The sequence below is a fragment of the Methylococcus sp. EFPC2 genome (assembly GCF_016925495.1).
GTDB lineage: Bacteria > Pseudomonadota > Gammaproteobacteria > Methylococcales > Methylococcaceae > EFPC2.
On the sequence record NZ_CP070491.1, the window covers coordinates 3,562,210 to 3,575,741 of the forward strand.

At 59.8% G+C, this 13,532-nt stretch carries 10 protein-coding genes; 8 read left to right on the plus strand and 2 right to left on the minus strand.

Going from position 1 to position 13,532, the window contains the following annotated elements; genetic code table 11:
- Positions 1 to 4 precede the first annotated feature (4 nt).
- Entirely contained in the window at positions 5 to 406 is a 402-nt protein-coding gene (locus JWZ97_RS20385; protein ID WP_371822523.1) for a DUF4144 family protein, read from the minus strand.
- Between the two features lie 1,292 nt (positions 407 to 1,698).
- Here JWZ97_RS20385 and JWZ97_RS15225 point away from each other — a divergent pair.
- The 5 genes from JWZ97_RS15225 to JWZ97_RS15245 all read left to right on the plus strand — a co-directional run bounded on the left by JWZ97_RS15225 (position 1,699) and on the right by JWZ97_RS15245 (position 8,230).
- On the plus strand, positions 1,699 to 3,432 hold the full coding sequence (locus tag JWZ97_RS15225) for a PQQ-dependent dehydrogenase, methanol/ethanol family (protein ID WP_205430954.1): 1,734 nt from the start codon (positions 1,699 to 1,701) through the stop codon (positions 3,430 to 3,432).
- A gap of 35 nt (positions 3,433 to 3,467) precedes the next feature.
- Positions 3,468 to 4,337 (plus strand): quinoprotein dehydrogenase-associated putative ABC transporter substrate-binding protein, encoded by an 870-nt coding sequence (locus JWZ97_RS15230; RefSeq protein ID WP_205430956.1) that lies wholly within the window; start codon positions 3,468 to 3,470, stop codon positions 4,335 to 4,337.
- 19 nt (positions 4,338 to 4,356) lie between these two features.
- A complete protein-coding gene (locus tag JWZ97_RS15235) occupies positions 4,357 to 4,830 on the plus strand; it encodes a c-type cytochrome (RefSeq protein ID WP_205430958.1) in 474 nt (157 codons plus the stop codon).
- 154 nt (positions 4,831 to 4,984) lie between these two features.
- Complete coding sequence (gene pqqA, locus JWZ97_RS15240; protein ID WP_205434686.1) at positions 4,985 to 5,059, plus strand: pyrroloquinoline quinone precursor peptide PqqA; 75 nt, start codon at positions 4,985 to 4,987, stop codon at positions 5,057 to 5,059.
- 819 nt (positions 5,060 to 5,878) lie between these two features.
- Positions 5,879 to 8,230: a TonB-dependent receptor gene (locus JWZ97_RS15245; protein WP_205430959.1), complete on the plus strand. Its 2,352-nt coding sequence runs from the start codon at positions 5,879 to 5,881 to the stop codon at positions 8,228 to 8,230.
- 408 nt (positions 8,231 to 8,638) lie between these two features.
- Here the strand turns inward: JWZ97_RS15245 and JWZ97_RS15250 are convergent, their stop codons facing one another.
- Positions 8,639 to 11,224 (minus strand): TonB-dependent receptor, encoded by a 2,586-nt coding sequence (locus JWZ97_RS15250; RefSeq protein WP_205430961.1) that lies wholly within the window; start codon positions 11,222 to 11,224, stop codon positions 8,639 to 8,641.
- A gap of 173 nt (positions 11,225 to 11,397) precedes the next feature.
- On the opposite strand from JWZ97_RS15250, the gene JWZ97_RS15255 reads away from it, so the two are divergent.
- From JWZ97_RS15255 to JWZ97_RS15265, 3 genes are all read left to right on the plus strand, one after another.
- Positions 11,398 to 11,916 (plus strand): RNA polymerase sigma factor, encoded by a 519-nt coding sequence (locus JWZ97_RS15255; RefSeq protein WP_205430963.1) that lies wholly within the window; start codon positions 11,398 to 11,400, stop codon positions 11,914 to 11,916.
- A gap of 57 nt (positions 11,917 to 11,973) precedes the next feature.
- Positions 11,974 to 12,960 (plus strand): FecR family protein, encoded by a 987-nt coding sequence (locus JWZ97_RS15260; protein ID WP_205430965.1) that lies wholly within the window; start codon positions 11,974 to 11,976, stop codon positions 12,958 to 12,960.
- Positions 12,961 to 13,047: 87 nt separating this feature from the next.
- On the plus strand, positions 13,048 to 13,527 hold the full coding sequence (locus JWZ97_RS15265; protein ID WP_205430966.1) for a PepSY-associated TM helix domain-containing protein: 480 nt from the start codon (positions 13,048 to 13,050) through the stop codon (positions 13,525 to 13,527).
- Positions 13,528 to 13,532 lie beyond the last annotated feature (5 nt).

Here is a 13,532-nt window from a genome sequence, read left to right on the forward strand (position 1 = left end):
AAGCTCACCGCGTCCTGCGGCGCTGCATGTCGTTTATCAGATGGATCGCCTCGGCGATCGTGGTCGCCGATATCTTGCTGATGCAGCACTCACCGCAAATCGATGCATGCTTTCGAACCAATTCGACTACGAAATCCAGAGTCAAAGCCACCTCGGACTCCTGCGCTATTTCGATATGGCCGAGCGCATTTCGAAGCGCATGAACCTTGCCGGCAGCATCGATCAGGACATCCCCGGGGTTGAATCGAATGTCGTGCAGATCGGGATGGCTGTTGATTTCTTCGGGCGAATTTATGAACGTCAGTTCGTCGTCGTTTACATATTTGATTATCGCGGGCCAGGAAACCACGGTTTTCTCCCAATGAAAACAAAGGATTGCAGGATGGGGTGAGCGTGCGAACCGCATCGCTACCAACGCGAAAGCTCTCTGAGCTCCACGCTCACCAAGCAGGCAAGATACGCCGGATGATCGCGGAAACTCGCGTCGATGCCTAGCGGTTGATCAGGTTTCTTGAGGCCTGGATCAAAGATGCCGGGGGCCAAGCTTGGTGCCAAGGCGCAAGTCTGTAGCCAGGACAAGCCATGGGCCGCGGCCCATGGTCACGTGGCTCTGTTGGAACGATCCCCTGCGCGCGTCAAAACTTACTTCTATGACCCGCGGACACAGTATGCGGCCTAAAGATATTCAATTGCCCGGTCAATAAGCAGAGTCATCGGTGCCGCCGCAACAGACGGTTCGGTTTAGGTATCGTCGGCTTGTAACGACGGTCGGACCGAGGTTCCCCCAATGATCCGTCCGTCGACGGCTCGGCGCTTGCGAGTAACCATACAGAACTCGCGGGATTGGCGGCGAACAAAAGTCTTGCGCGTTGTGCGGGGAAATGGGGAAACGCCGCATCGATTCGGTGGCTCGCCTGCCCCCGCCGCGCCGGATAGCACCGTCGCCTGCGAAAATTTCGTAACTTCTGGGCGACATTCCCGTTCCATGGGTCTTAAACGGCTGGCAGGACCCGCTCGGGCAGTGCCATCTCCTACAGGGCAGACGTCGGCCCGGCCGTGAGACGCGTGGCCTAAGCTTCGACTCAGAGGTTGCCGAGCTTTTCAGATCTCTCGGGTCGCGCTCCACGCCGGCCCGCCGAGTCCTCGTCGACCTTAGCCCGGCTCCGGCCCACCTCCGAGTAGTCTGGTCACGACACTTTGCTCGATTTTGGGGCAGAGGCAGTCCCTGGCCGCCGCCCAAGCCCGTCAAATTCCATCTGATTTACAGGGACTTATCCCGTTTCCATATCCCTTGTTCGCTGGCTGGCATGCGATCTGCCAAGTCGCTGTGGTCAGATGAAAGCATCGTTCCCGCTCGGGGCTCAACGACGAGCGAACGAACATCCGTTTCATCTGACGCGTCACTCCGGCGCATTCCACTTGCGGGGCGGCAGTACCCAGGTATCCAGGGGGCCGCCTCGACGCGCCGAAAACAGGGAGCTTATTCCATAGGATCGGGCGCGGGTCCGATGGTTTTTCCGAAACATCGAGGGCCGAAGCTGGAATGCGTGAGTCCATAGAGCCGGTGCTGGAAAGGCCGGATCACCGATCTTTTACTACCGAGGAGGCCATTAGATGCCAGTCAAAAACACATTTTCCTGTGAACGCGGGCGACACCATCGCTCGGGGGCGCGTCCGAACAGGCTGCGCTCGAGCGTGATGCTCGCGTTGTTATTGGGAGCCGGCGCCGCGTCTGCCGGCGCTGCCGCGGACGTCGCCTGGGACGAAGCCGGCGGAAGCTGGACGACCGCCGGCGGAACGCCGCGGGGTACCCGTTACAGCGGGCTCACCGAGATCACGCCCGCCAACGTCGCCAATCTGAAGGAAGAATTTTCCTTCAAGACCGGCGTTAAAGGCAGCCACATGGGGGAGCCGCTCGTGGTCGGCAACATCCTTTACGTCGCGACTCCCTATCCCAACAAGCTCATCGCCTATGACTTGAGCAAAGGCGAAATCAAATGGACCTACGCCCCCGATGTGGACGAATACGCCCAGGGCGCCAATTGCTGCGGCGGGATTGTTCGCGGGGCGGCCTATGCCAAGATCGATAGCACGACGGGCGTGATCGTGTTCCCCCTGCTGGACAACACCGTCGTGGCGGTCAACGCGACCACCGGCAAGGAAGTGTGGCGTAACCATCTCGCGGATCCGCGCACGGGTGTCACGATGACGACGGCGCCGGTGATCGTCCGGGACAAGGTCATCGTGGCCTCCTCCAGCGGCGAGATGGGCGTGCGCGGCTGGGTCCAGGGGCTCGATCTCAAGACCGGCAAATCGCTGTGGAAGGCTTACAACACCGGTCCCGACAAGGATGTGTTGATCGGCCAGTATTTCCGCGACCATTCCGTCTACTACAAGGATCTCGTGGACCAGGGCGCGACCAGTTGGCCGAACGAGAGGGCTTGGCTTTTGGGTGGCAGTGCCGCCTGGAATTACATGACCTACGATCCCGAACTCGATTTGCTGTTCTACGGCACCAGCCAGCCCGGTGTGTGGAATGCGGATATGCGTCCGGGGGACAACAAGTGGGGCGCTTCCATCTTCGCCCGAAGGCCGGATACCGGGGAGGCGATCTGGGCCTACCAGTTCACCCCACACGACAACTGGGACTACGACTCCGAAAGCGAGAGCACCCCGGTGAACCAGCCGGTCACCACGGCCGATGGCGTTATCCACGACAAGCTGCTGGTCCATTTCGACAAGAACGGCTTTGCCTATACCTTCGACCGGAGGACCGGCCAGATCCTGCTGGCTCCCCAGTTCGTCCCCGAAGTGAACTGGGCGAGCCACATCGATCTGACCACCGGCCTGCCGGTCGTCAACGATGAAATGCGCGTCCAGGAAGGCAAGCAGACCAAGAACATCTGTCCGTCGGTATTCGGCGGAAAAGGATGGGAGCCGACCGCGTTCTCGCCGAAGACCGGCCTCTTCTACGCGCCCACGTTCAATTATTGTTCGGACCTGGCCGCCCTGAAGGCCGAGTTCATCTCCGGCGCGCCCTATATGGGGACGGAATATAACATCCACCCGGGGACCGATAAGTCTTACGTCGCCGAACTGATCGCCTGGGATGCCGCCAAGGGCGAGAAGAAGTGGGGGGTCAAGGAAGCCAAGCAGATCTATGCCGGCGTGCTCTCCACGGCCGGCGGCGTGGTCTTCTACTCCACCAAGGATCCGAAGCTGAAGGCGGTCAGCGCCGATCCCACGCCCGATGCAGGCACCGGCGGCGGGAAGAAGATCCTGTTTGAAGCCCCGTTGACGTGCAACACGGTCGGCAACCCGATCAGCTTCAACGGCCCCGACGGCAAGCAGCGCATCGCCGTCTTCAGCGACGATAAATGCACCGGCGGCGAGGGTGGCGGCCGGGTTCACGTCTACAAACTCGGTCGTTGATCCTGATCATGCTCAAGGGTACGGATAAAGACGTCATGCCAAACCGATCTCACCGGCGCCCCCGCGGCTTGCGGGTGTCGCTCGCCGCCGCACTCTTGTCGGTCGCGACGGCGGTCGCGGCGGAAAGCGAACTCAGGCTGTGCGCGGACCCGGATAATCTGCCTTTTTCCAACCAGAAGCAGGAAGGCTTCGAGAACAAGATCGCCGCGCTGCTGGCCGACGACTTGCACGCGAAGCTGACCTACAACTGGCAGAAGCAACGGCAGGGCTACATCGGCTACACGCTGGGAGCGGGGCGCTGCGACGCGGTCATGGGTGTGCCTTACGGTTACGAGCGGGTGCTCTCCACTCCGCCTTATTACCGTTCGGGCTATGTCTTCGTCACGGCACGCAGCCGTCACCTGGGGCTCAAGTCCCTGGACGATCCGGTGCTGCGCACGCTGAAGATCGGCCTGCATGCGATCGGCGGCGACGGTGCGGACTCCCCGCCCACCCACGCCCTTGCCCTTCGCGGCATAGCCGGGAACGTTCAAGGCTATTCCATGTGGGGCGAGGAAGGCGTGAAGAATCCGCAGGGCCAGATCGTCGACGCGGTCGCCAAGGGGGATATCGACGTGGCCATTGTCTGGGGGCCGCTGGGAGGCTATTTCGCGAAGCCATACGGCAGGGCCCTGGTGGTGACACCGGTGCCCGCCGATGAGGAGATGCCCTCGCAACCCTTCGCCTTCGACATCGCGCTCGGAGTGAGGAAGGACGACGACGTTCTCGCGGCACGGCTGAAAAAGAGCCTCGAACGGAAGCGGGGTGAAATCAAGGCCATTCTGGCGGCTTACCACGTACCACTCATCAAACCACTCGCGGGCTTGCCCCCATCCGGGGCAAACACGGATCGGCCGGCCCGCTAACACACGAGGTAAATCTATCATGCGAGTTCTACCCAAACGCGTTATCACGGCCTTAGGGCTCATCCTGCTCGCCGGCGGTATGGGTGCCGCCCATGCGGACAGACCGAAGGCTCCTTCGTTAGAGCACTCGACCACATCGACGACGTCAACGACGTCGACGTCGACGGCGGATCCGATACTCACGACCACGCCCAAATGCGTCACACCGACCAATGACATGGCCGTGGAGGGACGACGGGCCTTCATGCGCATGAACTGCTACAGCTGCCACGGCATGGGCGGCCACGGTGGGGGCATGGGACCGAGCCTCATCGGCGAGGCGGACGAAGTGAACGAGGCGGTCCTCGAGGGCGAGGGTGAGGGGATGCCCTCTTACAGGAACAACCTGTGCCCCAACGACCTCGCCAATCTGACGGCTTATGTGCAGTTGCTCGGCACCAGCGTCGCTCCGACCTTCGTGAATTGGTGGGAGCCGGGCCTGCCGTCGAGATAGCTGTTACTAGGGACCGCGCCGCCCATGTATCAGCGTCCGGCGGCGCGCTTATCGGCGTTTCCGGCCCGAGTCAGCGGTATCGTCGCCGCAGCGGCATACCGGCCTCGGGCCATACCTAGCTAGTCAATGATCTCCCCTTAAAGAGGTATTCGATATGAAATGGGAAAAACCAAGCTACAACGATCTGCGCTTCGGTTTCGAAGTGACGATGTACATCTATAACCGCTAGCTCGATATCGTGCAGGGGCTCCGCGGCATGCGGGCCCCGCTTCCCTGACTGGGGCCGACCGGCGAACTCCGGCTAGAGGCGCCCGGACCCGGGTCACCGAGTTCATGTTCAAGTGCCCGTCCCGCTCGTCGAACGAGATACTCAGCACCTCGGCGCATTCGGCGATCAACGGAATACAAGCCGCGATGAGCGGCAGATATCTCATCGCCCGGAGCCGGTGTGGATCTTTCCGCAGACGGCCCCGTTTCCCTCGCCCAAAAGCGGCATCCATCGGCGCGCCGCTCCCGGAGCGGTCGCAGGAGTGTTTCCAACAGGCGTAACTGAATTCGGACGGCGAGGCCTCAAGCTGAGCTCATCGCTCGGAAAAGTTTGTACCGTTGAGCACCAAAGTCCAAATCCAGCGGCCTCAGCCTCGCCGGCCCGCGCGAAGCGGACTACAAGAGCAGCGCACAATTGCCCGGCTATGGGCATTGGGTCTCGTGGCCTCGTATCGCTGCAAGATCGGCGAGCAAACCTATAGCGCGAACGTCAACATCGACAAGCTCCTGGGCCAGACCTACTGCGAAGCGGGTGGATATTCCCGCGCCGTGCACCTTCGTCGGCTCGGTCAAGCTCGAGTTTTGATGGTGTCGGGCATTTGCTCGGGCCTGCCCGGAAATGGGTACGTCCTGCCGGAGAGGTGAACTGGTTTGACGGGATGCGGCGCGCCGCCATCCGTCCCGACAAAATCACTACGCCTGACGATTTCCGCCTCCCTCGTGCGTCTTTAATCGGGAAGAACATCATCACAACCCGATCAGCACGAAACGTGGAGGAAACATGTATTTGAATCGTCACCTGGGAGCCACCGCCGGGGTGTTCATTTGCGCCGTCAATGTCCAAGCCGCCCAAACATCCGCCCAGAGTTTCAACATCCCGGTCCAGCCTCTGGCCTCGGCGCTGGATATCCTTGCCAAACAGGGCAATCTGCAATTGCTTTATGCCGACGATCTGGTTCGAGGCAAGCGCAGCCCAGCCCTGATCGGCCGTTACCTGCCCCATGAGGCCGTTGGAAAACTCCTCGCTGGCTCGGGCCTGGATTACGCCCAGGCGGCCGACGGCGCGGTATCGGTCAAGCCAGCCGAAGGTCCTGCGACGCTCAAGAAAGTGACGGTGACCGGCCAGTACGATCCCGACGAGGACCCGACCAGCTATACGGCGCGCAAATCGTCGTCCGCGACCAAGAGCGACACGCCCATCCTGGAAACGCCGGTGAACATCCAGGTGGTGCCCAAGGCCGTGCTGGACGATCAGCAGATCATACAGATGACACAGGCGTTGAGGAACGTCAGCGGCGTCGCCACCAGCATAGGCTCGGGCGGACTGTCGGACGACATCTTTCTGCGCGGCTTCCGCACGTCCACCCAGTTTCGCAACGGCTTCCGCATCGACTCGGGATTCTCCTCCATAGGCACCCGGCAGATGGCCAACGTGGAGCGAATAGAAGTCATCAAGGGCCCGGCCTCTGTGATGTACGGGCGCATGGAGCCGGGCGGCATGGTCAACATCGTCACCAAACTACCGCTCGCCACGCCTTACTATGCGCTGCAACAGCAGTTCGGCTCCTACGATTTGTACCGCACCACGGCCGACGCCACCGGGCCGTTGACGTCGGACGATACGCTGCTCTACCGCTTCAATGCCTCGTTCGAAAGCAGCGGCTCGTTCCGCGAACTGGTGGACAACGAGCGGACCTTCCTCGCCCCGGTCCTCACCTGGAACATTGGTCCGAGGACCCAGGCCACCCTGGAAATGGAATACCGCCACGACAATCTCAATTACGACAACATGACCTGGCCCTACATCGACGGCCATTTCATCAAGAAGTCGCGGTCGAGCAATCTGATGGAGCGCGCGCCCAGCAAGGTCGATGAAACCCTCGTCGGCCTGAACTGGTCGCACGAATTCAACGATGACTGGAAGCTGGCTCAGCGCTTTGTGGTCGATCTGCGCGATACCGATCAGGTCTGGGTCAGCGCCGCCAGCGCCGACCTGCTACAGGGCAATCTCTTGCAGAGAACGTATTACCGCATCCCAGGGCAAAACGACACGTATTACACGACGATGGACCTCACGGGCCATATCGACACTTGGGGGCTCAAGCACACCCTGCTGATAGGAGGCGATTTTTACCGCACCGATCAGAAGAACCATCCTTATATGGCTGAGCTTGCGCCTATCGACATCTATCATCCGGTGCACGACTCCCGCCTGACCTCGCCCCTGGTCACGGGCTGGGAACCCAACGACAACAGTGCGGATTACTTCGGCGCCTATGCGCAGGACCAGATCAAGCTGCCGTACGGCATCCATGTCATGGGTGGGTTTCGCTATCAATACGTCAAGCAGTGGGACAACAGGGCGGTTCAAGATTTGATTTCGGACGATGCCGTCACGCCGAGGGTGGGCGTGCTGTGGCAACCGCAGAACTGGATCAGCCTGTATGGCAACTATGTGGAAAATTTCGGCAACTCCAACATGGGCGCGCAAACGGCTACGGGCAAACCCTTGCCGCCGGAATCCGCGCAGCAGTGGGAAACCGGCGCCAAGTTCGAGTTTTTCGAGGGTCGCCTCAGCGCCACGCTGGCCTATTACGACATCACCAAGCAGAACGTCGTCACCCGCGATCCGAACGATCCGAGCGGGCTGTTTTCCGTGGCGGCGGGCGAGGTGCGTAGCCAGGGGCCCGAGGTGGATATCCGTGGTGAAATCCTGCCGGGCTGGAACGTCATCGCCACCTACGCCAATTTCGACACCCGGGTGACCAAGGACAACAATGGCCTGCAAGGCCTGCGTCTGTATGCCGTGCCTCGCAACATGGGCAGCCTGTGGTCGACCTACGATTTCCAGGACGGACCGCTGGAAGGCTTGAAGGTCGGCGGCGGCGTCGCGGCACGCGATGGTTCGACCGACGGGTCGGACAACGGCTATCAAACGGCCAGCTACGCCACGGCGGATTTGCTGGCCGCCTATACCTTCAAGGTCGGCAAGTCGAAATTGACCGCCCAGTTCAACGTCAACAACCTGCTGGACAAGACCTATTTCACCGATGCCTACCTCGGCGGGGCCGCCACCACCCGGAGCATAGGCACGCCACGCAGCTTCCTGGGGTCGGTCAAGCTGGAGTTTTGATCGCACGGACGAAACGACAAGGGCGGCCGCCCCTCCATCACTTCAAGCCCGATCGGTGGTGCCGATCGGACATAGGAGCACTTTTGCATGCTACGTCCGCAAGCCGGACACGTCGCTCACCAAAATCAACGACATAACAAATTGACGGTGAACCGAGCGATGAGAGGCCGCCGGGCGAGCGGACTTCGTCGACGGCTCCCTGGACGCTTGTATGAGGATTCGAAGGCCCGCGGCCGCGGGGGGCTTCGTTGTGGTTCTCCTCTTGCTCGGCGGGCCTGGGAGTCACGGTCACGACGGCGGGATTATCATCGCCCTCTGGTCGGTCCGGGAGCGGACATTCTCCCAGCGCCGGTGATCGAGCGCCTGCGGGGCACCCCACCTGGCACAGAAGGTGGGGCCGTTAAGGGTTTAATACTCCAAACGCACCGAACCGACAAACGAGATCGGCTCGCCCGGCAACGCTCCGGTCCTGTCCGACACTCGCGATCCTCGGAAGTAATCCTTGTCCAAGAGATTGTTAACGTTGAACTGAGTCGTCAACTTCGAACCGCCAATCTTCCAGTTGTAAGACACCATGGCATCCAGGCGGACAAAGCCGGGCAAAGCATAGGTATTGTTATTGTCACCGGCGCGCTGACCTTGCGCGAACATACCGGCGCCAATTTTAAACTGCTCGTCCGGATGAAAAGTCAACCATAAACTGCCCGAGTGTTCGGGGACATTCGGTAAACGATTTCCTTGCTTGGATGTCAGTCCCCAAGGCGCAAATCCATTGTCTTTAGTGAATATCGCATCGGTATAGGCATAGGTTCCTATTAGGCTCAAATACTCGGTTAGTTCGCCGGTCAGGTCGACCTCTAGTCCTTGGCTTCTTGCCTCCCCTGCAGGGATTCTATAGGGCAGGCCCGGCACGCCAGTCAGCACGTTTTCCTTGGTTAAATGGTAGTAAGCGACATTGGACGACAACCGGCCATGAAAGAACTCAGTTTTAAATCCCGCCTCGTATTGAGTGCCGAGTTCAGGTTTATTAGCCGTTTTAGTGGGGGTTAGGCCGTTGTTAGTGCCGATGGATTCCACATAATTGCCGAACAACGACAGCCAGTCCCAGGGTTGGTAAACAATGCCAAAGCGGGGATTCAGTCGGTTGTCTTCTCTGTCATCGATACTAATAGGCTTGGAGCAGCAGCCGGTGCCGTAGGTCAGAATGTCGTAACGCGCACCGATCAAGAAATGTAATTTATCCCACAAGGTGATTTGGTCCTGGGCGTAAACGCCATACCATTCATCTTTTTCCTTCCACCAGAAATCATACGGTAGGGCGTTGATGGCATTGATATCCACCAAGTGATTATTGGGATTAAAAATATCCAGCGTAGGTATAGCGCCATAAGTCCAACGGTTGTCATGCGTATCTGTTTTCAGGTTAAAGTAATCGCCTCCTATCAACAATTTGTGTTGTGTGCCATAGGTTTCGAATTCGCCTAAAATATCAATATTGGTAGCAAAGCTTTCCCTGTCCGTAGGACCCGTCATCAAGGCGCGATCGATCGTTTGGTTGTCCTCGTTTATGTTTCCCGCTGGAAAAACAGAGTGAAAATCGTGCGTCCATTGATGCCAATTAAACTTGTGCTCTATTTTCCAGTGGTCATTGAAGCGATGTGAAATGACGGTGGCAATTTGATTACTGTCCATGGAGTTGTTTTTAACAGAGGCATCGCCGACATAAAATCTTTTGGGCACTGGAGCCGGCCGGTCGCCAATGGCGGGAATGCCAAAATCCATTACATAATCATCATGCTGGTGTTCAAACTGCACCGTCATGTCGGTTTTATCCGAAAGCCTCCAGGTTAATGAAGGTGCGACATAAATCCGCTCGTTCTCATTGTAATCGCGGAACGAGTTATTGCTCGAATAGGCAAGGTTTAAACGGTACAGGAATGATTTGTCATCGGTTATAGGGCCGGTTGCATCGACTGTGGTGCGATACAAATCGTAAGAACCAAATTGTTGCTGAACTGAATAGTATGATTCTTCAAGCGGTTTCTTGGTGACATAGTTGACCAGACCGCCCGGTTGGGTACGGCCATAGAGCATGGCCGCGGCCCCCTTTAGAACCTCAACCCGCTCCATTCCGGAAGGTTCGAAAAATCCGGTGTTTTGTCTGAGTCCGTCACGATAGATATTGGCGCCTAAACTAAAACCGCGAACGATAAATCCCTGGTACAAGTCGCCGAAGTCGAAATTGCGCTGCACACCACTGACATTTCGCACAACCGCATCGTCGAATAAGACGATCTGCTGATCGTCCATTACCGCCCTGGGCACGACCTCGATCGACATCGGCGTCTCCATGATCGGTGTATCGGTCTTGGTGGCCGTCGAGGCATTCTTCCGGTTGTAATCGGGGTTATAGGGGGCGTCTGACTCGTAGCTTGCCTTACTGGTGACCGTCACCTTGGACAGTGCCGGCGCGTTGATCTTTCTCGCGTCGCTTCCCGTCATGTTTTTAGGCGCCACCTCGACGATGGCGGTGTCGGGACCGACGAAACGGTGCGTGAGGCCGCTGCCTTCCAACAGCTTGGCCAAGCCTTGTGCGGACGTGTGCCTGCCCGTCAGCGCCGGCGCTTTGAGCCCCTTGACCAGTTCCGCATTGAAGACCAGCTTGATGTTGGCCTCGTCGGCGAAGTCGGTGAGGGCGTCGTTCAGCGACTCCGCCGGGATGTTGTAGGTTCTTGCGGTATCGCCCGGGGCCGCGGCATGGACGGCCGGTGCGCTTGCCATCAGCAGGGCGGCGATGGCACGGCATAGACGTTTGCGGCAAGGCTGGGTGCAGGGGGCGTCTGGCATGTCGAATACTCGGATGAGGGTTATTGATGAACTCATCCCTAGAAAACGCATGGGCCGGGCAAACATGAACCGAGCGGGCGAAAGAATTTTTCCCTGCGGGATATGGCCTATCGTTGTGCGCGAAATGACATGATCGGGATATTTCACCCGATATCCTGAGATCGGCCGGCGACCCTATAGGCGCCGGCTTGCCAGCGAGCGGTCCAGATGTGAGGTCTTCGTCTACGCAGCGTTGCCCGGTATGAGCGCAGCGGGGGAGCTTGTCGGCGCGGTTCTTGTATGTTTCCCGCCACTTCATACGATTGCCCGTTCCGACGACCATGACTGGCCTGCACGCCGAAGCCCTGACGCAGTTCTTTCTCGAAACCCGAGAGGAATTGATCCGATTTTTGCTGCGCCGGCTGGGTTGCCCCGAAACCGCCGCCGATCTGGCGCAGGAGACCTACCTGCGCTTGCACGAGGAGCAACGCCACGTTACCGCGGTCAATCTCCGTGCTTTGGCGTTTCACATCGCGGCCAACCTGTCGGTGGATCATGTCCGCCGCCTCAAGACCCGCGACCGCTTCGTCGTGGAGAACATGGATGACAACGATTTCGTGGTCGCCGCGTCTTGCCAGCAGCCTGGGCCGGAGCGCGCGGCGATCGGCCGGCAGACACTGGAACGGGTGAATCGCGCCTTGGAAGAATTGCCGGAGGAGTCGCGCACCGCGCTGTATCTCAGCGCGGTGGACAATCTGACCTATGCCCAGATCGGAGAGTTGCTCGGAGTTTCCGAGCGTATGGTGGCCAAGCGCATCGCCGATGCCCTCAAGCATTGCCGGGTGCAGCGGGATGAATAGCGTCGAGACGTTTCTCTCCTCCCCCGATTCTGGATTATCTTTCACCGCCCCAATGCTATGAATTTCACGACTGCCATGTCCGACGAACACCTTGCGGATCAGGCCATCGACTGGCTGGTGCTGCTGCGCTCCGGTTCGGTGACAGCGGAGGAGAGGCTGGCGTTCGAGACGTGGCTGGCGGAAAGTGCGGCCCACCGCGACGCCTTCGAGGAGGCTCAAGGCTTGCTGGGCGAGGTGACGGCAGCACTCAAGATTGGCCAGAGCGCGGGTAAATCGGCATGGCCGACCCAACTGGGGCGGCCGATCGGAAGTCGCCGCTCAGTCGGCCGGCCATCGTGGCTCGCCCTGGCTGCATCGCTGGTGCTCGCGGTATGGCTGGGATGGCCGCAGCTCGACGACCGCCTGTTCAGCGACTACGCCACCGCGGTCGGCGAGCAGCGGGAAGTGGTTCTGGCAGACGGCAGCCGGGTGCTGCTCAACACCGACAGCGCGATTGCGCTGGAATGGTCGGACCGCTCCCGGCGCGTCGTGCTCCGGCGGGGACAGGCCTCGTTTCGTGTGGCTCAGGATGTCGGCCGGCCCTTCGAAGTGGTGGCCGGACCCGTCACTGCGCGGGCATTGGGTACGGTGTTCGAAGTCCATCGCCACGACGAGGCGGTTGATGTGGCGGTCACCGAGCACGCAGTGAGCGTGCGGCTAAGCGGCGAAGGCGAAAGCACGGCGGTGCGGATCAACGAAGCGCAGGGTTTGCATTACCTTGGTCGCGGCGCTTTGGGCGTTCCGGAGGCGGTCAATGTCGGGCAGCTCGGCGCCTGGCAGCGGGGCAAGCTGATCTTTCGCGACCAAACCTTGGCGGAGGTGGTGGAGGAGATCAACCGTTACAGCACCCACCGTATCCTGGTCAGCGGGCAGCAGACCAAGACCCTGCGGATGAGCGGGGTGTTCCCCACAGACAACGTCGGCGACGCGCTCGAGGCTATCCGGAAAGCGCTGGCGATACACGCGACTCGTATCGGTCCCTGGCTGGTCGTGCTGCATTCCTGATGCAGCGCCTAATTTTGTTTCGTCCGGGCTGAGGGATTTCTGTCACTCGTACGTCTTACCAAGGGAAGGTTTTTGAGAGGCAGGGAAATGAAGGGACTGAACGAAGATACGCTTTCGTTGGGCGGTGCTCCGGCCGAAATTCGGGATGCGCGCTTGAGCACTCTGAAAGCGCGGCGTCGGTTGTGGCTGGACGTGCATTTGTGGCTGGGTTTGATGCTTGGATTCTTCCTGGCGGTTTTCGCGCTGACCGGCAGCATCCTGGTGGTCCACGCCGAGATCGACGAATGGCTGAATCCGAAGCTGCTGAGGGTGGCCCACGCGGAAGGAGCGGTCTATCGGCCGCTGGCGGAAATCTTCGAGGCCGGTCGGGCCGCCATGCCGGCGCAGGCCAAGCCGACCTTCGTCACCTACCCGCGCAACGACAAGGCGGCCTTCCGGCTGAACTATATGCTGGCCGCCGAGCAGGGTGTCACCCAAGGCTGGCAGGTCGCCGTCGATCCCTACACCGCGCGGGTCACCGGCAAGCAGTTGCTGGGCAGTCCCGACAGCTGGCTGCCCACGCGTTAACGTCC